Genomic DNA, 19,923 nt, shown 5'->3' on the forward strand with positions numbered 1-19,923 from the left:
GGAAGAGAAGGAAGAGGGCGCTTCGGCGCCAAGTGAGGTGTGGTATGGAGCTGTTGTCAGGTAACGAGGCTATCGCCCAGGGCGCATGGGAGGCGGGTGCCACGATCGGCGTGGCGTACCCGGGCACTCCCTCCACCGAGACGCTCGAGTGCTTCGGGCGCAAGGAGGGCGTGTACGCCGAGTGGTGCACGAACGAGAAGGTGGCCGTCGAGGTGGGGCTCGGCGCGTCGGCAGCCGGCGCGCGCGTGATCTCCACGATGAAGCACGTCGGCGTGAACGTGGCGGCCGACCCGCTGTTCACCGCGGCGTACACCGGCGTGGGCGGCGGCATGGTCATCCTCGCCGCGGACGACCCGGGCATGTACTCGTCGCAGAACGAGCAGGACTCGCACTACTACGCGCAGGCGGCGCACGTCCCGATGATGGACCCGGCCGACTCCGCCGAGGCGCTCGCGTTCACGCGCGACGCCTTCGAGCTCTCGGAGCGCTTCGACGTGCCGTTCATGATCCGCTCCTCGGTGCGCGTGTCCCACACCAAGACGCCCGTCGAGGTGGGCGAGCGCGCGGCATTCGAGCCGAAGCCCTACGAGAAGGCGCCGCAGAAGTGGGTCATGATGCCCGCGTTCGCGAAGCCGCGCCGCAAGGTGCAGCTCGAGCGCATCGAGGACCTGCGCGCGTGGGTCGAGGAGTGCCCCTACAACGTCGTGACGAAGGGCGCGGGAAGAGTCGGCGTCATCTGCGCCGGCGCGGCGTACCAGCACGTGGCGGAGGCGCTGCCGGAGGCGTCCGTCCTGAAGCTCGGCGTGACCTGGCCTCTGCCCGCGGGCAAGATCCGCGCCTTCGCCGAGTCGGTCGAGGAGCTCTACGTGGTGGAGGAAGCCTCGGAGTACCTGGCGAGCGGCGTCGCGGCGTGCGGCGTTGGCGTGAGGGCGTTCCCGCACGAGCTGCCGCGCGACGGCGAGCTGTCGCCGGGTTTGGTGCGCGCCGCGTTCGGCTTCGAGGCGCCCGAGCATCTGCCCGCGCGCGACGACCTCCCCGGCCGCCCGCCGGCGCTGTGCCCGGGCTGCCCGCACCGCCTCGTGTTCAAGGAGCTCACGCGCCTGCGCGCCGTGGTCACCGGCGACATCGGGTGCTACACGCTCGGCGCCCTGCCGCCGCTCGCGGCCATGGACACGTGCGTCGACATGGGCGCGTCCGTCTCCATGGCGCACGGCTTCGAGCTGGCCTGGGCGGGCGAGGAGCACCGCCCCGTGGTGGCCGTCATCGGCGACTCCACGTTCGGCCACTCGGGGTTGAGCTCGCTCATCTCCACGGTGTACAACTGCGGCAGCGGCACGGTGTGCATCCTCGACAACCGCACCACGGCCATGACGGGCCGCCAGGGCAACCCCTTCAACGGCGTGACCCTGCAGCAGCGCCCGAGCCGCGAGCTCGACCTCGAGGGTGTCGTGCGCGCGCTCGGCGTCGAGGACGTGCGCGTGGTCGACCCGCATGACATGACGGCGGTGCGCACGGCGCTCAAGGAGGCCACGTCGGCCGCCGACGAGCTGTCGGTGCTCATCTTCCGCGCGCCGTGCGTCCTGCTCGAGCGCAAGCGCCGTCCCCCGTATGCCGTGAGCGCGGCGTGCACGGGCTGCGGCGTGTGCACGACGCTGGGCTGCCCGGCCATCGCGCGCGACGCCGAGACGGGCACGGCGTCCATTGACGCCGGATTGTGCATCGGCTGCGGCCAATGCGCCCAGTACTGCCGCTTCGACGCCATCGTCGCAGAGTAGGAGGTTCATTTATGTCTGCAACAACTGTTTTGCTGTGCGGCGTCGGCGGCCAGGGCACCATCCTCGCGGCCGACCTGCTCGCCCGTGCGGCGCTCGCCGCCGGGCTTGACGTGAAGGTGTCCGAGATCCACGGCATGGCCCAGCGCGGCGGCGCCGTGACCACCGTCGTGCGCTTCGGCGACGAGGTGGCCTCCATGGTGTCCGACCTGGGCTGCGCCGACATCATCGTGTCGTTTGAGACCACCGAGGCGCTGCGCAACCAGGCGCAGCTCAAGGCAGGCGGCTCGCTCGTGGTGAACGACGAGGCCATCAAGTCGCTGCCCGTGCTCACCGGCAAGGCGCAGATGCCGGCGCGTGCGCGCGAGGACCTCGTCGGCCTCGGCGCGCTGCTCATCCCCGCCGAGCGCCTCGCACGCGAGGCGGGCAACGTGAAGGCGTCGAACGTGGTGCTGCTCGGCGCGCTCTCGGCGCGCCTCGACTTCCCCGTGAGCGCGTGGGAGGACACCATCTCACGCCGCGTGCCGCCGAAGACCGTCGAGGCGAACCTCGCGGCGTTCGCCGCGGGCCGCGCCTTCGTGCTGAACGAGGCGTAGGTGCCCAACAACGCTCACGAAGGGGGCGGGCGCGTCGTCGGGCGCTTCGCCCCCTCGCCGACGGGGCGCATGCACGCGGGCAACATATTCGCCGCGCTCATGGCCTGGCTCGTGGCCAAGTCGCAGGGAGGGGAGATGGTCCTGCGCATCGAGGACCTCGACCGCGAGCGCTCCAAGCCGCAGTATCGCGATGCGGTGCAGCGCGACTTCGAGTCGCTCGGACTCACGTGGGACGCCGGCCCCTTCTACCAGCACGGGCGCGACGAGGCGTACCGCGCCGCCTTCGACGCGCTCGCCGCGCGCGGCCTGACCTACCCCTGCTTCTGCACGCGCGCCGACCTGCACGCGGCCTCGGCCCCCCACCAGGGGGAGAAGCACGTCTACCCCGGCACGTGCCGAAACCTGACGGACGATGAGCGCGCGGCGCGGCGTGAGCGCCTAAAGACCGAGGCGCTCACGACCGGCGCGCCCTCGCGGCAGCCCTCGTGCCGCCTGCGCGTGGACGCGCGCGTGATCGAGGTGGACGACCAGATCCAGGGCCCCTACGCGCAGCGGCTCGACCGCGAGTGCGGCGACTTCCTCGTGCGCCGCTCGGACGGCGCGTTCGCCTACCAGCTCGCGGTGGTGGTCGACGACGCCGCGCAGGGCGTGAGCTCGGTGGTGCGCGGGGTCGACCTCTTATGCTCCACGCCGCAGCAGGTGTACTTGCAGGACCTGCTCGGCCTCCCGCATGCGCGCTACGCGCACGTGCCGCTCTTCGTGGCGCCTGACGGGCGCCGCCTCGCCAAGCGCAACCGCGACGCGGCCCTCGACGAGCTGCTCGCGCGCTTCAAGACGCCGGCGGGTGTGGTGGGGCACGTGGCCTATGTGGCGGGCCTCATCCCCGCTGACGAGCCGACGACGCCCGAGCAGCTGCTCGAGACGTTTGACCTTGACGCGCTCGCGCGGCGCTGGCGCGGCCAGATCGCCATCGCTTATCCCCCTGACGGCGGGAAGGGCGCGTAAGGCGCGTGTGTTCGCGCGGCGTGCGCTGCCGGCCAGATGCGCGTGGCGCGCTAGAGCACGAGCGTCATGCCGCGGCTCGCGAGCACGGCGGCGGCGTAGAACGCCCCGAGCGCCACGTTCAGGCTGCAGATCTGGGCCATGGCCCCGATGCGCGCCGGGTTCGCGAGCGGGTTCGAGCGCAGCGCCTTGGCGATGGGGTAGACGGCGAGCAGCATGAAGGGCATGACGACGAGGCCGCCCGTGAACCACACGCCGACGATGACGATGACGGCCGCCACCCACGCGTACATGAGCGCGTGGTAGAGCCTCACGGCCCGCGCGCGCCCGAGCAGGACCGCGAGCGTCTTGCGCTGCGCCGCGACGTCCTTCTCGATGTCGCAGGTGTTGTTCGTGAGCATGATGAGGCCGATGCCGATGACGGTGGGGACGGCCCATGCGAGCGCGCGCCAGTCCAGGCTGCCGGTGAGCACCTGGTAGCATGCGAGCGGGATGAGGCCGCCCATCACGAACCCGCTCACGAGCTCGCCGATGGGCAGGTACGAGATGGGCGTCTTGCCGCCCGAGTACAGAAAGACGATGAGCGCGCCCACAAGCGCGATGACAAGCGGGATCCAGCCTGCCTGCACGATGGGGTAGATGCCGAGCGCGAACGCCGCGGCGAGCATGCCGAGGGCGAGGCGCAGGGCGGAGGCGGGGTTCACGTTGTTGTACACGAGGACGGCGTCCGAGGGGTCGACGTTGTCCTCCTTCGAGTCGGTTCCCTTGACGTAGTCGAAGTAGTCGTTGAGCGTGTTAACGGCCGACTGCATGAGGACGCAGATGACGAGCAGCGTGCACGCCATCGTCACCGAGAGCGCGCCCGTCGTGGCGTACGCGCAGGCGCAGGCCACGAGCACGGGCAGGATCGACGCAGGCCAGGTGTGGGGCGCGGCGAGGAGCCACGCCATCTGGGGCGTGAGGCGCGCCTGCGGCTCACGGCCGCGCGGGGCGGGGGCGGACGCGCGCGCAGCCTGCGTCGCAGTGCGGCGCGCGCTCGTGCTCTTCGGGGTGGTTTCGCTCATGAGGGTCGCTTCCTTCGGACAGCAGAGAGCCGCCCGCATAAGCAGGCGGCTCTCACGGGGCGCATGCTAGTTGGTCATGAGGGCGGTGGCGACGTCGTTGCTCGTGGAAGCCGCGGGCTCCCACACGTTGCCGGACTTCGTGTACTCGATGGTGACCGGCTCGGTCTGAGCGACCTCCACGCTGTCGAGCGCGTCCATGATGGTCGAGCCGATGAGGGCGTTGACCTCCTCCTCGCTCATCTTCAAGATGCTCTCGTCCTCCATGATGCTGGTGGCGGCCTCCTCGAGCGCCTTCTCGTAGCCGGAGTAGCTCTTGCAGGTCATGGTGATGACGGCCTCGGCGGTGTCGCCGTCAACCGTGACGCTGTCGATGGTGTAGTCGAAACCCGAGAGGTAGGACTTGATGAACTCGGCGCCGTCGATGCCGTAGTCGGACAGCTCGTCGGCGTCCATGTCGGCGATGAGCGTGTTCACGACCTCGTCGTCGAGCGTCTTGTAGGAGTCGAGCTCGTCGGCGATGGCTTCGCGGATGACCTGCTCGTCGTTGGCGCCGCAGCCGGTGAGGGCGACGAGCGAGAAGGCGAGCAGAGCGCCCAGGGAGATCACGGCGGTCAGCTTCTTCATCTTCATGTTGCTTCCCCTTTCGTCCCGCCACATGCGGCGGGCCTTGGTTTCCCACGCAGACCATGATAGACCATCTGCCGCTCCTCCCCACGCTGAAAGGGGAAAACGTCGGCCGAAGCGCCCCTTGGCGAGCGGTGGCGAAGGCAGGCCGATCCGGTCGGGAGGACGGCGGGCGGGAAGGCGGCGGGAAGAGCCGCTGGCGCGCGCCGGACGGCGGGACGTGCGCCGCCTGACGCGCGCCAGCGCGCCAGACAGTTTCCCTGATATGTGCCCCTAGGCAACACACGACGCGAGAATGTCGCGATCTTAAACACGCCCAGTTTTTTGCTGACTACGAAACCCCAGCTCGAAACGGTAGATTTGAGTAAAGCCCCCAAGCGCTGAGGAGCTGCCGCCTTGCGGCGCGCCTCGCGCCGCAAGGGGGCGGTCGGACGGCGTGTCTATATGAAGGGGTGCGGTCATGAAGCCAGAGCACATGAGCCTCGCTGACGCGGGCGATGGGAAGGTTCGCGTCGAGGCGTCGTTCGCCGCAGCGGACGTCAGCAGCGTTTTCGAGGTCGTCAGGCGCATACTGGCCTACACCAACGTCATAGACTCCACGAGCGACGAGGACATCATGACGCTCCTGGTCGAGAAGCTCGGCCAGGACGAGGTCGAGAGCCGCTGCGCGGAGGGCGTGCCGGCCATGCTCGTCTCCTGGATAGTGGACGCGCTCGACTTCGAGACGATCCTCGACCCCGTCATAGTCGACGCGCCCCAGCCGACGCAGGGCGCCCCCTACGCGCTTGCCGTCGAGGTGACGCGCAAGCCGCGCTACGAGCTGTCGTCGTACGAGCCGGTGCGCGTGCAGCTTCCGGAGCAGAAGGTCACTGACGAGGAGGTCGAGGGGTACCTCAAGCAGATCGTCTTGGACCACGCCGCGTACGTGGAGACCGAGGAGGATCGGCCCGTGAGGCCGGGCGACAGGGTCAACGTGTCCATCAGCACCCTGAGGGGCGCACAGCCCGTGGAGCACCTGACGTCGCCGAGCCGCTCGTTCGACATAGGGGAGGGGTGGTTCTCCCCGGAGTTTGACGAGAACGTCACGGGCATGAGGCGCGGGGAGACGAAGACCTTCGAGTTCCAGGCCCTCGGCCTGCACTCCAAGAACGAGCGCGACACGGAGACGCTGACGTGCACGGTGACGGTCCGATCCCTCGCCGAGTTCACCCCGCCCCAGCTCACCGACGAGTGGGTTGCCAGCCACATCGAGGGCGCGAAGAGCGTGGGGGAGCTTCGGGAGGCCATCCGCGCGCGCATGGCGCAGGAGCGCGCGAAGCCTGACGAGGAGGCCCTGCTGCGTCCCGTGGCGCAGGAGCTGTCCCGGCGCCTCGACGCGCCCATCTCCGACGCCCTGTACGAGAAGGTCGTCAACGACCTCATCTACCAGATCAGCGGGCAGGCCGAGCAGAGCAACCTGTCGCTCGACGACTACCTGGCGACGCAGGGCATGGACCGGGAGGCGTTCGGCGCGTTCCTCATGGAGCGGGCGCGCGAGGCCATCCTCGAGGGGTTCGCCCTCGACTCCTACGCGGACCACTTCGGGCTCGACCTCGCCGACGCCGACCTTGACGAGGTGTTCCTCGAGATGACGGGCGGCAGGGTCGCCGCAGCCTCGAGCCTGAGGGAGCAGTACGAGAAGGGCGGGCATATGTACGAGATCCGCGAGAAGGCGCGCCGCCTCAAGGCGAACAAGCACGCCGCGCGACGGGCGGTTCTCGCGCTCGGCTGAGGCGCGCCCGCGCCGCTGCCCCTCGCGCCCTCGACCGAGACGTGGACAATTCGGGGGTCGGTGTTGCCTAAGGCGGCGCTTTCGGGGCGGTGTCGGGGTAACGAACAGACGGGAGATACTGTTGATGGCGAAGCGCTCCGTTCTTCGATACGTTGAAAAGGCGAGGTCAAAGGGCCTCGCGAGAGTTTGAAGGTAATGGAAGAGAAAGAAGAAGGAGGAGAAGGAAATGGCGACAGAGGTCAAACCGATTCTGTGTCACAGCAGTCATGAGCGATGTGGTTTGCTTGCCACTGTTGTGGACGGGCGTCTGACCAAGCTCGAAGGCGATCCGACCTCGCCGAACAACGCAGGGCGCGTATGCGAGCGACTCAAGTACATTCCTGAGTGGCATGACCACAAGGATCGCATCAACTACCCGCTGAAGCGCGTCGGCGCGCGCGGCTCGGGCAAGTGGGAGCGCATCACGTGGGAGCAGGCGGCAACCGAGATCGCGGAGAAGCTGCACCAGATCGTCGACGAGTACGGCGAGGAGTCCGTTGTCCTGCAGCGCGGCACGGGCCGCACCGACGAGTGGTACGCGGCGCTGTTCTTCAACTTGCTGGGATCGCCCAACGTCAACGTGGGTGCCTGCGACATCTGCTGGTGCCCGACGATGACGGCCGACTCGATGATCTACGGCAACTTCGCCAGCCCCTCGGCGGGCCCGGAGAGCGCGGTCATGCTCACCTGGGGCAAGAACCTCATGGAGTCCGGCGACTTCCCCGAGACCTGGCAGCAGCTCGACGCCCTGGCCCTCGGCAAGGCGAAGCTCATCGTCGTCGACCCCCGCTGCATTGACTTCGCGCGCAAGGCCGACCTTTGGCTGCAGCTGCGCCCCGGAACCGACGGCGCCATGGCCCTCGGCTTCCTCAACGTCATCATCGAGGAGGAGCTCTACGACAAGGAGTTCGTCGAGAAGTGGTGCTACGGCTTCGACGAGCTCAAGGAGCGCGTCAAGGACTACCCGCCCGAGAAGGTCGCCCAGATCACGTGGGTCCATCCCGACAAGATCCGCGCCGCCGCCCGCATGTGGGGCAACGCGCGACCGGGCGCCTGCGGCTGGGGCCTCGCGACCGACACCATCGGCCGCAACGCGACCGACGCGAACCGCCTCAAGGGCTTCTTGCGCGCGATCTGCGGCAACATGAACGTCTCCGGCGGCTGCTCGCTGGTGGCTCCGCACTACATGAAGTTCCGCCACACCAACGACCTGGGACGCCCGGACCTGCTTCCGAAGTCCAAGCGCCACACCTGCGGCCAGGAGACCTTCCCGATCCACACGTGGGCGAGCTACGAGCTGATCAGCGAGGCCCAGTCCCGCGTGTACAAGCGCGACTACGCGTCCGTGTACAACTACAACTGCTCCGCCCCGTCCGCCATCACCTACAACGCGATGATCACGGGCAAGCCGCAGGCCGTGAAGGCCTCCTTCATCCAGGCGGGCAACCCGTTCTCGATGGTGGCCGACACGAAGCAGACCTACCAGGCCCTCAAGTGCCTCGACCTCATCGTCACCCACGAGTACTTCATGACCCCCGCCGCGGCGCTGTCCGACTACGTGCTGCCGGGCGCGACGTGGCTTGAGCGCCCCCTGTCCTTCCCGTACGCCCTCTGGGGCTGCGCGGACGTGAACTGGTGGGGCTATCGTGCGGTGCAGCCCATGTACGAGCGCAAGGACAACTACAGCTTCTGGAAGGCCATCGCCGAGAAGTACTTCCCCGAGGACATCGTGAAGGAGTACTGGCACTGGAAGGACAAGGAAGAGGTCGCCCTGTGGATCATGGAGCCGCTGGGGTACAAGAGCTTCGACGAGTGCGTCGAGCGCCGCTACCTCCATCCGCCGGTGCCGAAGTGGCATGAGGAGCTTGACCCCGAGACCGGCCAGCCGTACGGCTTCGCCACGCCGACGGGCAAGGTCGAGCTGCACTCGACCATCATGGAGAAGCTCTGCGGCCCCGAGTCCGCCGTCCCCGACTACGAGGAGCCCTTCGAGTCGCCGGTCAGGACCCCGGAGATCGCCAAGGAGTACCCGCTGATCCTCATCGCCGGCTCCCGCTTCATGCCGATGTACCACTCCGAGTATCGCCAGATCTCCGGCTTCCGCTCGCGCTGCCGCGACCCGTACTTCGAGATCCACTTCGAGACGGCCGCGAACCTGGGCATCGCCGACGGCGACTGGTGCTGGATCGAGACGCGCCGCGGCAAGTTCCTGCAGAGGGCCAAGCTCTCCTCGGGCATCCTGCCCCGCGCCATCGCCGCGCAGCACGGCTGGTGGTACCCCGAGCTCCCCATGGAGGAGCCGTGGCTCGGCGGCTGGTTCATGTCGAACACGAACATGGCGACCGACAAGGCCCCCGAGAACTGCGACCCCTACGCGGGCGGCTTCAACATCAAGCAGGGCCTCTGCAAGGTCACCAAGGCCGCGCAGTACCCGTTCAACACGGTTTTCAGCAACTAGCTGGGAAAACGCGCGAGGCTGTCGCGTGAGGTAGCCTCAGGCACGCCGGCACCGCGCATGCGGTGCCGGCAGCCGGGGGCAAAGATCGACCAGTCAGCTCATCGAGAAGGAGAGTGCCATGCAGCTGAAGAGCGTCGCCTTGGAGAACTTCAAGGCGCTGAAAGACATCGACATCGAGTTCGGGAAGTTCACGGTGCTCACCGGGCTGAACTCCGTCGGCAAGACCACGTTGTTCCAGTCGCTTGCCCTCATGAAGCAGAGCATCGAGCGCAACGAGGTGACCTTCAACGACTACCTGCTGCGCATGGGCGACTACAAGGAGATCGTGTACGCTCACGACGCCAGCCTCGAGATGAGGATCGCGCCGCGCTTCGAGGACGAGGCCTACGGGGAGAGCACCTACGAGGCCCGCATCCGCGAGCGTGGCATCCAGGAGAGCTTCATCGAGGGCGACCGGCACGTATGGCGCTGGGACAGCACGGCGCCGGGCGTCATCGAGCCCTACCACCGCGTCTTCCTCTCCCAGGTCGCCAAGGGCTACGGCGGCGGCGAGTACCTCGTGCACGACCGCGCCGAGATCACCAAGGCCGTCGAGGGGCAGAAGCTCGTCTACGACTGGTTCACGAACATGCTGTACCTCTCCTCGAACCGCGGCTTCACGAAGTACAGCTACCCGCTGCTCGCCGGCGCGCCGACCATCGAGGACGTGTCCAAGCGCGCAGGCGACCACTCCCTGCTCGAGGAGTGGCTGTCGAACCTGATCATGTACAAGATCAACGAGGCGAAGCGCTACCCGGGCGTGCGCAACCAGCTCGAGGTCATGCAGGACCGCCTGTCGAAGATCGGCGTGAACATCAACCCCTACGTCATGGGCGGCCCGAGCGTGGTCATGGACCTCGACGAGGGCGGCATGTGGGTCAGCGCCGTGAACTCGGGCTACGGCGTCAACCAGTCCATCGCCGCGATCGTGCTCGGCACGCTGTACCAGCCCGGCACCCTCATCATGATCGAGGAGCCTGAGATGCACCTGCATCCCGTCATGCAGCGCCGCATCGCCGAGATCCTGGTGGACATCGCCAACGAGGGCAAGCAGGTCGCCATCACCTGCCATTCCGACCACATCCTCCGCCGGCTCAACCAGATGGTGGGCGAGGGCGTCATCGCCGCCGACGACGTCAAGCTCTACAACTTCAAGAGGTCCGAGACCAAGGCCACGTTCGCCGAGGAGATCTCCATCTCCGACCGCGACACGCTGGAGGCGTTCTTCGAGGGCTAGGAGCATCCTATGGCATTGGCGATCAACGACGTGCTCGACCGGCTTCGGCAAGCGCAGGCTGAGTACGAGGCGGCGCTGGCGACCGAGGACCCCATGGAGCGGCACACGGCGCTGCGCCTGGCGTACGGCGGGCTCTCCCAGGCGGCGTCCGACGCGTACATGATCTACTCGTCCAAGCCGAAGAACAACGCGTTCAAGGAGGGCGGGCTGTCGACGTGGGCTCGCGCTGAGCTGGAGGCCATGACCAACACCATGGGCGCGCAGTACTTCCGGCAGGGCCTCACGCCCACGAGCCGCATGGAGGGCGAGTTCGGCCGCTGGCTTGAGCGCGTGCGCACGTTCGTCGACCGGCTCAACGCCGACTTCCAGCTCGACGTCGGCCAGGCGGCCGCCAAGGACTGGAAAGAGGACGAGATCAAGCGGAAGCAGCGGCAGATCGAGGACTTCAACAAGAACATGATGGGCACCGACGGCGTCGTCGGCTGGTGATCGCGCCCATCAGACAAAGGCAGGAGCATGGCATGATTGATGATTCGACCGGATACACGACGAAGGGCGTTCCGTATTACGTCAGGATGGTGAACGGCTGCCAGACCCTGATCGGCCTCGACGAAGCTGACTACCGCACGCTTCTGATGATGGGCTTTCAGGACGAGGAGGTGTACCTGAGCGTCAGGAGGCAGACGGGGGCCTACGCCGCTGACTACGAGCTCGAGGTGCGCGCGGGGCTGAACACCATCAAGATGGAAGGCGTCCCGCTCTTCCAGCTCTGCCTCGACGACGAGCAGACCAAGCAGCTCAAGGACCGCGGTTACGTGGAGGGACGCGAGATCGAGCTGTACATCAAGAAGTCCCCCTATCGCATCCCTTCACGCCAGATCAAACCTGAGGATGTTGCGATCAACATCTTCGACGAGAACGACCCCATGCTCGACGCGCCGGAAGTCTGGCTCCAGCCTGAGGGTCTGTAACGAGAAACGGAGAGTTACCCATGTGCTTTAGACCTGCGACGGTCAACCAGGTTGACCACAAGTGCCCGGAATGCGGCACGAACAACTTGCCCGAGGCGACCATGTGCGCCCGCTGCTTCGCCCCGATGACGCCGTTGAGCGAGCAGGACGTGGCCGCGCAGATGGCGGCCAAGGAGGCTGGCATGCCGGCTCCCGCCGCTCCTGCCGCGCCCGCAGCCCCCGCGGCTCCTTCGATCCCGATGGCGCCCGGGGCCCCGGCCGCGCCGAAGGACGACAACGCGGTGTACTTCTAGTCCGTCGAGATGATGCCGGGCGAGGTCGAAAGCGCTTGCGCTCACGCGCCTTCGACCTCGCCCGGCGAGCGTGAGGGTGCTTTTGCATGATGACAGGCGACGCGAGAGAGATGATGAGGGCGGAGGCCGCGAAGTGCCTGGACTGCGGCGCCTGCACGGCGACCTGCGACATCCTTCCCGCCATCGACCCCGTCCGTCCCGGGTCGCTCGCACGGCAGGTGCTCGCCGGCGAGCTCGGCACGCGGGAGGAGTGGTTCATACCGCGCTGCGCGCTCTGCCGACGCTGCGAGACGGCGTGCCCCGCCCACGTGAGGATAGCCGACATGGTGGTGGCGATGCGGTCCCTGCTCATAGCCGAGGGGAGAATCGACGCTGAGCGCTATCGCGCCATGTGGGTCGACTACGACTGGAACGCCATCAGCCTGTTCCGCGACGCGTACGCGCTTGGCGTCCCCCCTGAGCGCGTGGCGTCCTCGCCTTTGGCGCTCATGCCCGGGTGCTCGCTGTTCAACGAGGGATACGAGCTGCTCCCGGCGCTGATGCGCCTGCTGGACGAGGTGTGCGGCGCGAAGGTGGCGCTGCTGGACGACTGCTGCGGCATGCCGCTGGCGGAGATGGGCCTGCTCGCCCGCTACGAGCGCTTCGCAGACGAGCTGTGGGAGCGCATCACGAGCGCGGGCTACGAGGAGGTCATGGTGGCCTGCCCGAACTGCCTGGCGCAGCTCAAGAGCCGCGGGGAGGCCGAGGGCGTGCGCGTGACCTCCGTGTACGAGCACTTGGCGCGCGCGGGGGTGAAGGCCCCGGCGCGCCCGGGCGTCACCGTCTCCGTCCACGACTCGTGCCCGGCGCGCGGGACGTCCCAAGGGGCATGGGTGCGTGAGATCCTCTCCGGCTACGACCTCAAGGAGATGGAGTGCTGCGGCGACAAGTCGCGGTGCTGCGGGTCGGGGGGCGCGGTCTCGCTGTTCGACTTCACCATGCGCGAGGTCCGCGCGCACAGGCGGGCTGAGGAGTTCGCCCGCACCGGCGCCGACTGGTGCGTCTGCGCCTGCATGTCAAGCTGCAGCACCCTTGACGCCTCGCTCGCGCACGGCAGGGTGAGGCACGTGCTGGAGCTCGTCGTCGACCAGGAGATCGACCGCGAGGAGTGCGGGCGGAAGTTGGATTTGATGTGGCGAGGAGATCAGGGCGCGCGCAACGAGTTCCGCCTGGCGCATTCCCGCCCCCTTTCAGAGGAGAGGTGACCATGTTTCACGTTCCGGATAACGCGCGGGTGATCAGCGAGACGAGCAGCGTGTGCCCGCATTGCCTGGCAAGCGTCCCGGCGGTTGTGTACGAGCGGGACGGCGAGGTGTACCAGGGCAAGAGCTGCCCGGAGCACGGCGACTTCGAGGTGTACGTCTGGCCTGACGCGGAGCACTACGCGTGGTGCTCCAGCTTCGACTTCCCCGCCAAGACGCGCGCGCCCCAAACCGCGTCGTCGGGGTCGTGCCCCCATGACTGCGGCCTGTGCTCGTCCCACCGAAACTGGATCTCCCTCGCCGAGATCGAGGTGACGTATCGCTGCAACATGCGCTGCCCGGTGTGCTTCATGTCGGCTGGCGAGCAGCTTGAGGAACCCTCCTTCGAGAAGCTCGTCGAGCAGATGCGCGGCATACGCCAGCGCGAGTACCCCGAGGCGACGCTTCAGATCACGGGCGGCGAGCCGACGGTGCGCGCTGACCTGCTCGAGATCATCGCCACGGCCCACGAGGTGGGCTTCGAGGTGGTCGAGCTCAACACGAACGGCATCGCCCTCGGACAGGACCCGGGCTTTGCGCGGCGCCTCAGGGAGTCTGGCTGCTCGAACGTGTACCTGCAGTTCGACGGCGTGACGAGCGAGGTGACGGAGAAGCTCAGGGGCGCGGGCGCCCACGAGCTCAAGATGCAGGCCATCGAGCACTGCCGGCAGGCGGGCCTGCCCGTCATCTTGGCCCCCGCGATAGTCCGCGGGGTGAACGACCACCAGCTCGCCGACATCATCCGCTTCGCGATGGGCAACATGGACGTCATCGAGGGCATCTCCTTCCAGCCGGCGTTCTTCTCCGGGAGGTTCGACGTCGAGCGGGAGCGGCACGTCACCATGGGCGACGTCGTCAAGATGATCGAGGAGCAGACGGACGGCATGGTCAAGGCACGGGACTTCTACCCGCTCAACTGCGTGAGCCCGCTGTGCGACTGCTCGACCTACCTGGTGGGGGATGACGAGTTCTTCATCCCGCTGTCACGGAGCATCGGCGAGCAGGAGTACAAGGACTTCTTCGCCGACGGGAGCACCCAGGGCTCGACCTTCGTGGACGTTGCGCTGCGGAAGTACCATGGCGCCATCCCGCGGGGCCTGCCGATTCTCGTGATGTGCTTCATGGACGCGTGGACGTTCGACGCCAAGCGCGTCGAGCGCTGCAACCTGGGCGTGCAGGCCCCCGACGGGCGGACCGTGCCGTTCTGCGCCTACCACCTGACGAACGCCGAGGGGCAGAGGCTCTACCCCTACCCGACGCGGCGGTAGCGCGCGCAGGTGCTGTCCATGGACCTGGTCTTGATCAACCCCCACGTGGTCGACGCGAGCACGTTTCCGAGCGGCGAGTTCTTCTCCTGCACGGCGCCGAACATGGGGATCGCCTACATAGCGGCGGCGGTGGAGGCCGCAGGGCGCAGCGTCCGCATCATCGACGCGAACGCGCTGCACCTGAGCCTCGACGAGCTGGAGAACGCCGTTCGGAGGCTCGACCCTGACGTGGTGGGCGTCACCGCGACGACGACGACGCTCATGGACGCCTTCGACGCGGTGCGGGCGGCGCGGCGCGCCTGCCCCGGGGCGCTGCTGGCGCTCGGGGGCATACACGCCTCCCGCTTCCCGCGCGAGACGCTCGCCGAGTGCGCGGAGCTCGACTTGGTGAGCGTCGGGGAGGGCGAGGAGACGTTCGTCGAGCTCCTCGACGCGATCGAGGGCGGCGCGCGGGACTTCGCGGGGGTGCGCGGGCTGGCGTTCCGCGACGGCGCGGGCGCAGTCGTCATGACGCCCGAGCGCCCGTGCATACAGGACCTGGACGCCTTGCCCTTCCCGGCCCGGCACCTGCTGCCGATGGAGCTCTACGCCTCGGGCGGGCACCCGCACCGGACGGCCTCGATCGTCTCGAGCCGGGGCTGCCCGTTCGGCTGCAAGTTCTGCGCGGCGCCCTTCATCGGCGGAAGCCGCTACCGGAAGCGCTCGGCGGAAAGCATCCTCGACGAGATCGGTGAGATCGTCGAGAAGTTCCACATGAACAGCTTCGAGTTCGTCGACGACCTGTTCACGCTCGACAAGCGGCGCGTCATGGACATCTGCGCCGGCATCGTGGAGCGCGGGTACGAGGTCAACTGGACGTGCAGCGCGCGTGCCGACACGGTCTCGCCCGAGATGCTTCGCGCGATGGCGGGCGCGGGGTGCCGCATCGTGTACTACGGGATCGAGTCGGGGTCCCAGCGCATCCTCGACCTGGTCGGCAAGCGCGAGACGCTCGCCCAGATGGCCGACGCGGTGAGGTGGACCCACGAGGCGAGCATGCGCTCGTGGGGCTTCTTCATCATCGGATTCCCGGACGAGACGGCAGAGGAGATCGAGCGGACCATCGCGTTCGCAAGCGAGATCAAGCTCGACTACGCGGAGTTCTTCATCTGCTCAGCGTTCCCGGGCAGCCCGCTCTACGAGCACGCGGTCAAGCAGGACCTGGTGCGCAAGGACACGTGGGCGGACATCTCGTACGGCAAGGCCAACATCGCGAGCTCCCACGTGACGCCCCGGGAGATGCACGAGTACCTGATCAAGGCCTATCGCAGCTTCTACACCTCCGACGACGCGATCAAGCGCCTGAAGGCCTACGGGCAGGAGGACCTCGTCGACGAGATCATGCGGCAGACCTCAGACGAGTTCTTGAGGGCTGCGCGCGCGGGCGCAAAGGACTAGCATGGGCGGGAAGCGGGAGTCGCTGCTGCCAACGCTGCAGGCCATCCAGGAAGAGCACGGGTACGTCCCCGACGAGCAGGTCGGCGAGCTCGCCTCGGCCCTCGGCATCACGAAGGCCGAGGTGTACGCGGTAGCCAGCTTCTACGGGCAGTTCAAGTTCAACCCGCCCGGGCGGCACTCGGTCAAGGTGTGCGCGGGCACGGCGTGCCACGTGAAGGGGAGCGCGCTCGTCCTCGACGAGTGGTCGCGCCTCTTGGGGATCGAGCCGGGGCAGACCACCTCAGACGGCGCGTTTGACCTCGATCGCGTCGCCTGCATCGGATGCTGCAGCGTCGCACCCGCCGTCATGGTCGACGGCGAGGTCTGCGGGTGCATGAACAGCGCGGAGGTTCGCGCGGTGTTCAACGAGGTGAGCGCACGTGACGAGCTTGCGAGCCGCGCGGCGGGGCGGGAAGGCGCAAGCGCGGACGAGGGCGCAGGTGCGGACGACGGCACAAGCGCGGACGAGGACGCGGGCAGGGGTGCAGATGATGCCGGCTGACGTCAGAGACATCTCCGGCGGCGAGGGCGTCCCCGGCGGCGAGGACGGTGAGAGGCTGCGCACGATCGCGGTCGGCACGGCGACGTGCGGGCGCTCGGTCGGCGCGCTCGAGGTCCTCGAGGCGCTGCGCGTCGAGATCGCGGAGCTCGGCTTGCCCTACCGGCTGGTCGAGGTGGGATGTCTGGGGCATTGCTACGCGGAGCCCCTCGTCACGGTGGAGGCGCCCTCGGGGCGCGTGAACGCGTTCGGCTACCTCGACGCCGTGGCGGCGCGCTACCTTTTGAGGACGTGCTTCGGCGAGGAGGAGCCCGAGAGCAAGTTCTACCTGGGGCGCGTTGAGAGTGACGGGGCGATCGTGTCGGAGGCGCTCGCCGCGCGCAGCGCCCTCGAGCGGCGGGTGGTCATGGAGAACTGCGGGATCGTCGACCCCTGCTCGATTGACGACTACCGGCGGCGCGGCGGCTACGCCTCCCTGCGACGTGCGCTTGCTCTGGGCCCCGACGACGTGATCGAGGAGATCGCCCGAGCCGGCCTGCGGGGCCGCGGGGGAGCTGGCTTTCCCACCGGCGTGAAGTGGCGCGCGTGCCGGGAGGCTGACGGCGCGAGGAAGGTGGTCGTCTGCAACGCGGACGAGGGCGACCCCGGGTCGTTCGTCGACCGCGTGATCATCGAGAGCGACCCCCACGCCGTCCTCGAGGGCATGCTCATCGCGGGGTACGCCGTGGGGGCGTGCGAGGGGCGCGTGTACGTGCGCGCTGAGTATCCGCTGGCCGTCGACAGGATGCGCCAGGCGATCGAGCAGGCGCGCGACGCGCACCTGCTCGGCGAGGGCGTCTGCGGGACGGCGTTCTGCTTCGACGTGGACGTGTTCGAGGCGGCGGGCGCCTTCGTGTGCGGGGAGGAGACCGCGCTTCTCGCCTCGATGGAGGGGCGGCGCGGCGAGCCGCGCCTGAGGCCCCCGTACCCTGCCGAGCGGGGCTTCCTCGGCCGTCCCACCGTGATCGACAACGTGAAGACGCTCGCGTACGTCCGCCACATCATCGCGCGCGGCGCGCGGTGGTTCAAAGGCATCGGAACGGCCTCGTCTGCCGGGACGGCCGTGTTCTGCCTGACGGGAAAAGTCGCGCGGCCCGGGCTGGTGGAAGTTCCCCTGGGCTCGACGCTGCGCGCGATACTCTACGACGCGGGCGGCGGCATGGTGGACCTCAACGTGGAGAAGCCGGGGAGGGAGACGCCGAACATAGGGCACGGCGGGTACTGCACGCGCCCGCGCGCTCCCGAGACCGTGTTCAAGGCGATTCAGATCGGCGGGCCCTCGGGAGGGTTCCTCCCCGCGTCAGCGCTCGACCTGCCGGTGGACTTCGAGTCGCTTCGCGACGCCGGGATCATCATGGGCTCAGGCGGCATGGTGGTCCTGTCGCAGGATGACTGCATGGTCGAGATGGCGCGCTACTTCCTGGAGTTCACGCAGTCCGAGTCATGCGGCAAGTGCGTGCCGTGCCGCGTCGGCGGGCGGCTCATGCTCGACCTCTTGGGCGGCGTGGCCCGCGGCGAGGGGGGCGAGGAGAGCCTCGAGGCCTTGCGAAGCCTCGCAGCCCACCTGAGGAGGGCCTCTGCGTGCAACCTGGGGCGCACGGCGTCGAGCCCCGTCATCACGGCGCTGAGGTACTTCGAGGACGAGTTCAGGGCCCACGTCGAGCAGCGCATGTGCCCGGCGCTCGTGTGCCGCGACTTGATCTCGTACGAGTTCGAGGACGTCGGGTGCATGAGCGCCTGCGAGCAGTGCAGCGTGGTGTGCGAGGCCATCACGTCGGCGTACGGATACGACGGCTTGTCGGGGAGGACGTACCGCACCCACGAGATCGACGACGACCTGTGCGTGCGCTGCGCCATCTGCGTCGACTCGTGCGCCGGCGTCAACCATCGCGCCGTGCGGAAGGTGACGCCGGCGAAGCGCCTGCGGGCGGGAGGAGGGTCATGAGCGCGGTGAGCCTGATCGTCGACGGGCGCCTCGTCGAGGCGGACTGCGGGGAGAACCTGCTCGGCGTCCTGCTGCGCAACGGGTTCTCCGTGCCGCATTTGTGCTTCGCGGGCGACGGCCTGCCCGTGCGGGCGGCATGTCGGCTGTGCGCGGTCGGCGTGGAGGGGCGCGACGTGCCCGTGTTCGCCTGCGAGGAGAAGGCAGAGGACGGCATGGTCGTCGACACGCGCGACGCGCAAGCGATCGCATGGGCGCGCGCGAGCTTCGACCTGGTCATGTCAACGCATCGGGTGCGATGCGGCTCGTGCGCGCGCTTCCGGGAGCAGGGAACGTGCGACTTGCGGGGGATCGCGCGTCACCTGGGCGTGCCGCTGCGCTCGAGCTGGGGAGCGCTCGCGGCGCAGCGTGCGTGCGAGAAGCCCGATGCGACGCCGCGCGGGAGGGGGGCGGTCCTCCTGGGCGCAGCGGGGCCGATGAGCGTCGATGAGCAGGCGTGCGTGCGCTGCGGCCGCTGCGTGGCGGCCTGCTCGTCTGAGGGCGCGGGCATCCTCTGCTTTCTCGGCCGGGGCTCGGCGTATCGGGTGGCCTGCATAGGGGATGATCGTGACGCCTCCGCCAGCGCCTCCGCCTGCGAGGCGTGCCAGGCTTGCGTTGACGTCTGTCCGGCGAGCGCCCTGGAGCTTGCCGGCGTCTGATGGGCGCTTGGCGCGAGCGGCGGATGCCAGACGTCAGGCGAGTGGCAAGCGGGCGCGGGCAAGGCGCTCGGCGCGACGGCGAGCAAGGCGCTCGGCGCGATGGCGCGCAAGGCGTGCCCGGCAAGGCGCCGGCCTGGGGCGCTAGAGGCGCAACACGGTATCGACGTAACGGATCATGTCCTCCACCGGCGTGGAGCACTTGTTCTTGAGCCACCACACCGTCAAGGTGCTGACGGCACCGAAGTACATCAGGGCCTCCACCTCCAGAGGAACGCTGGGACGGTTCTCGCTCTGCTCCCTGAAGTTCAAGAAGTCGGAGGTGCCCGCGATCATGCTCGTGAACACGTGGTCGCTGATGCCCTTCACGACGAAGAGGTTGCCGAAGAACCGCTGGTACTTGTACACGTAGTTGAATATGGCCTCGTGAGGAGAAGGGGGCTTGCCCTCATCGCCCCGGCGGTGCGCGTCGGCGGCGATGAGGTTGGCCTCCTCGGGCATGATCTCGTATATGCCGTAGTTGAGCAGGTCGAACTTGCTCTCGAAGTGGTTGTAGAACGTCGAGCGGTTCACGTGCGACCGGGCGCAGATGTCCTTCACGCTGATGTTGTCGAAGTGACGCTCCTCTATCAAGGAGAACAACGCATCCCAGAGCATCTTTCGGGTGACCCGGCCGCGAAAGTCGTTCCGATGATTATTTCCAATTTTCAGCCGCATCGATTTCGTAGCGAGCAACACCCGATTTCAGGACGAGCCGCATAACCTCCAACACCGCGATTTCAAGCAGAGCCACGCTTCCTATACTCGACTGGCATTGCCAACCAGATCGAGAAAGGAAGGTTCATCATGGCAAAGCAC

At 68.0% G+C, this 19,923-nt stretch carries 18 protein-coding genes; 15 read left to right on the forward strand and 3 right to left on the reverse strand.

The genetic code is table 11. The features are described 5' to 3' along the window. The first annotated feature begins 44 nt into the window (after positions 1-44). Genes G7Y49_RS05145 through gluQRS form a run of 3 tightly spaced genes read left to right on the forward strand, consistent with a single transcriptional unit; the run spans position 45 to position 3,373 of the window. A complete protein-coding gene (locus tag G7Y49_RS05145; RefSeq protein WP_165171750.1) occupies positions 45-1,775 on the forward strand; it encodes a thiamine pyrophosphate-dependent enzyme in 1,731 nt (576 codons plus the stop codon). Positions 1,776-1,786: 11 nt separating this feature from the next. After that, positions 1,787-2,368 carry an indolepyruvate oxidoreductase subunit beta gene (locus G7Y49_RS05150; protein ID WP_165054810.1) on the forward strand — a complete coding sequence of 194 codons (582 nt, stop codon included), beginning with the start codon at positions 1,787-1,789 and terminating at the stop codon, positions 2,366-2,368. Further along, positions 2,369-3,373: a tRNA glutamyl-Q(34) synthetase GluQRS gene (gene gluQRS, locus G7Y49_RS05155; RefSeq protein ID WP_241157269.1), complete on the forward strand. Its 1,005-nt coding sequence runs from the start codon at positions 2,369-2,371 to the stop codon at positions 3,371-3,373. 50 nt (positions 3,374-3,423) lie between these two features. Here gluQRS and G7Y49_RS05160 read toward each other — a convergent pair whose 3' ends face one another. Together G7Y49_RS05160 and G7Y49_RS05165 are read right to left on the reverse strand one after the other, a co-directional pair. Next, a complete protein-coding gene (locus tag G7Y49_RS05160; RefSeq protein WP_165171784.1) occupies positions 3,424-4,320 on the reverse strand; it encodes a prenyltransferase in 897 nt (298 codons plus the stop codon). A gap of 180 nt (positions 4,321-4,500) precedes the next feature. Continuing rightward, positions 4,501-5,064: a hypothetical protein gene (locus tag G7Y49_RS05165; protein WP_165171752.1), complete on the reverse strand. Its 564-nt coding sequence runs from the start codon at positions 5,062-5,064 to the stop codon at positions 4,501-4,503. Between the two features lie 454 nt (positions 5,065-5,518). Between G7Y49_RS05165 and G7Y49_RS05170 the strand changes: the two genes are divergently transcribed. The 12 genes from G7Y49_RS05170 to G7Y49_RS05225 all read left to right on the forward strand — a co-directional run bounded on the left by G7Y49_RS05170 (position 5,519) and on the right by G7Y49_RS05225 (position 19,068). Then, on the forward strand, positions 5,519-6,829 hold the full coding sequence (locus tag G7Y49_RS05170; RefSeq protein WP_165171754.1) for a trigger factor: 1,311 nt from the start codon (positions 5,519-5,521) through the stop codon (positions 6,827-6,829). A gap of 226 nt (positions 6,830-7,055) precedes the next feature. Continuing rightward, the gene (locus G7Y49_RS05175) at positions 7,056-9,326 is read left to right on the forward strand and encodes a molybdopterin-dependent oxidoreductase (RefSeq protein ID WP_165171756.1); all 2,271 of its coding nucleotides are present in this window, start codon (positions 7,056-7,058) and stop codon (positions 9,324-9,326) included. Between the two features lie 118 nt (positions 9,327-9,444). Next, positions 9,445-10,602 (forward strand): AAA family ATPase, encoded by a 1,158-nt coding sequence (locus G7Y49_RS05180; RefSeq protein WP_165171758.1) that lies wholly within the window; start codon positions 9,445-9,447, stop codon positions 10,600-10,602. 9 nt (positions 10,603-10,611) lie between these two features. After that, entirely contained in the window at positions 10,612-11,091 is a 480-nt protein-coding gene (locus G7Y49_RS05185; protein WP_165171760.1) for a hypothetical protein, read from the forward strand. Positions 11,092-11,123: 32 nt separating this feature from the next. Then, positions 11,124-11,573 (forward strand): hypothetical protein, encoded by a 450-nt coding sequence (locus G7Y49_RS05190; protein ID WP_165171762.1) that lies wholly within the window; start codon positions 11,124-11,126, stop codon positions 11,571-11,573. Between the two features lie 20 nt (positions 11,574-11,593). Continuing rightward, a complete protein-coding gene (locus tag G7Y49_RS12080; RefSeq protein ID WP_206214558.1) occupies positions 11,594-11,866 on the forward strand; it encodes a hypothetical protein in 273 nt (90 codons plus the stop codon). Positions 11,867-11,952: 86 nt separating this feature from the next. Continuing rightward, positions 11,953-13,110: a (Fe-S)-binding protein gene (locus G7Y49_RS05200; protein ID WP_165171764.1), complete on the forward strand. Its 1,158-nt coding sequence runs from the start codon at positions 11,953-11,955 to the stop codon at positions 13,108-13,110. Between the two features lie 2 nt (positions 13,111-13,112). Then, positions 13,113-14,414, forward strand: coding sequence for a radical SAM protein (locus G7Y49_RS05205; protein ID WP_165171766.1), 1,302 nt, complete (start codon positions 13,113-13,115; stop codon positions 14,412-14,414). 18 nt (positions 14,415-14,432) lie between these two features. Continuing rightward, positions 14,433-15,851 (forward strand): B12-binding domain-containing radical SAM protein, encoded by a 1,419-nt coding sequence (locus tag G7Y49_RS05210; RefSeq protein ID WP_165171768.1) that lies wholly within the window; start codon positions 14,433-14,435, stop codon positions 15,849-15,851. Position 15,852: 1 nt separating this feature from the next. Then, positions 15,853-16,392 (forward strand): NADH-quinone oxidoreductase subunit NuoE, encoded by a 540-nt coding sequence (gene nuoE / locus G7Y49_RS05215; protein WP_165171770.1) that lies wholly within the window; start codon positions 15,853-15,855, stop codon positions 16,390-16,392. Further along, complete coding sequence (locus G7Y49_RS05220; RefSeq protein WP_206214559.1) at positions 16,382-18,373, forward strand: NADH-ubiquinone oxidoreductase-F iron-sulfur binding region domain-containing protein; 1,992 nt, start codon at positions 16,382-16,384, stop codon at positions 18,371-18,373. The genes nuoE and G7Y49_RS05220 overlap by 11 nt, the downstream gene beginning before the upstream one ends. Then, entirely contained in the window at positions 18,370-19,068 is a 699-nt protein-coding gene (locus G7Y49_RS05225) for a 2Fe-2S iron-sulfur cluster-binding protein (protein WP_165171774.1), read from the forward strand. Before G7Y49_RS05220 ends, G7Y49_RS05225 begins: the two co-directional genes overlap by 4 nt. A 141-nt stretch (positions 19,069-19,209) precedes the next feature. Here the strand turns inward: G7Y49_RS05225 and G7Y49_RS05230 are convergent, their stop codons facing one another. Beyond that, entirely contained in the window at positions 19,210-19,782 is a 573-nt protein-coding gene (locus tag G7Y49_RS05230) for a TetR/AcrR family transcriptional regulator (RefSeq protein ID WP_370519600.1), read from the reverse strand. Between the last annotated feature and the right edge of the window lie 141 nt (positions 19,783-19,923).

This window comes from Adlercreutzia sp. ZJ242, from assembly GCF_011038995.1.
In the GTDB taxonomy this organism is placed as follows: domain Bacteria; phylum Actinomycetota; class Coriobacteriia; order Coriobacteriales; family Eggerthellaceae; genus CAAEEV01.

Coding starts and splice junctions, on each gene's coding strand:
- G7Y49_RS05145 (WP_165171750.1), top strand. CDS start 45: ATGGAGCTGTTGTCAGGTAACGAGGCTATCGCCCAGGGCGCATGGGAG.
- G7Y49_RS05150 (WP_165054810.1), top strand. CDS start 1,787: ATGTCTGCAACAACTGTTTTGCTGTGCGGCGTCGGCGGCCAGGGCACC.
- G7Y49_RS05160 (WP_165171784.1), bottom strand. CDS start 4,320: ATGGCGTGGCTCCTCGCCGCGCCCCACACCTGGCCTGCGTCGATCCTG.
- G7Y49_RS05165 (WP_165171752.1), bottom strand. CDS start 5,064: ATGAAGATGAAGAAGCTGACCGCCGTGATCTCCCTGGGCGCTCTGCTC.
- G7Y49_RS05170 (WP_165171754.1), top strand. CDS start 5,519: ATGAAGCCAGAGCACATGAGCCTCGCTGACGCGGGCGATGGGAAGGTT.
- G7Y49_RS05175 (WP_165171756.1), top strand. CDS start 7,056: ATGGCGACAGAGGTCAAACCGATTCTGTGTCACAGCAGTCATGAGCGA.
- G7Y49_RS05180 (WP_165171758.1), top strand. CDS start 9,445: ATGCAGCTGAAGAGCGTCGCCTTGGAGAACTTCAAGGCGCTGAAAGAC.
- G7Y49_RS05185 (WP_165171760.1), top strand. CDS start 10,612: ATGGCATTGGCGATCAACGACGTGCTCGACCGGCTTCGGCAAGCGCAG.
- G7Y49_RS05190 (WP_165171762.1), top strand. CDS start 11,124: ATGATTGATGATTCGACCGGATACACGACGAAGGGCGTTCCGTATTAC.
- G7Y49_RS12080 (WP_206214558.1), top strand. CDS start 11,594: ATGTGCTTTAGACCTGCGACGGTCAACCAGGTTGACCACAAGTGCCCG.
- G7Y49_RS05200 (WP_165171764.1), top strand. CDS start 11,953: ATGATGACAGGCGACGCGAGAGAGATGATGAGGGCGGAGGCCGCGAAG.
- G7Y49_RS05205 (WP_165171766.1), top strand. CDS start 13,113: ATGTTTCACGTTCCGGATAACGCGCGGGTGATCAGCGAGACGAGCAGC.
- G7Y49_RS05210 (WP_165171768.1), top strand. CDS start 14,433: ATGGACCTGGTCTTGATCAACCCCCACGTGGTCGACGCGAGCACGTTT.
- nuoE (WP_165171770.1), top strand. CDS start 15,853: ATGGGCGGGAAGCGGGAGTCGCTGCTGCCAACGCTGCAGGCCATCCAG.
- G7Y49_RS05220 (WP_206214559.1), top strand. CDS start 16,382: ATGCCGGCTGACGTCAGAGACATCTCCGGCGGCGAGGGCGTCCCCGGC.
- G7Y49_RS05225 (WP_165171774.1), top strand. CDS start 18,370: ATGAGCGCGGTGAGCCTGATCGTCGACGGGCGCCTCGTCGAGGCGGAC.
- G7Y49_RS05230 (WP_370519600.1), bottom strand. CDS start 19,782: ATGCGGCTGAAAATTGGAAATAATCATCGGAACGACTTTCGCGGCCGG.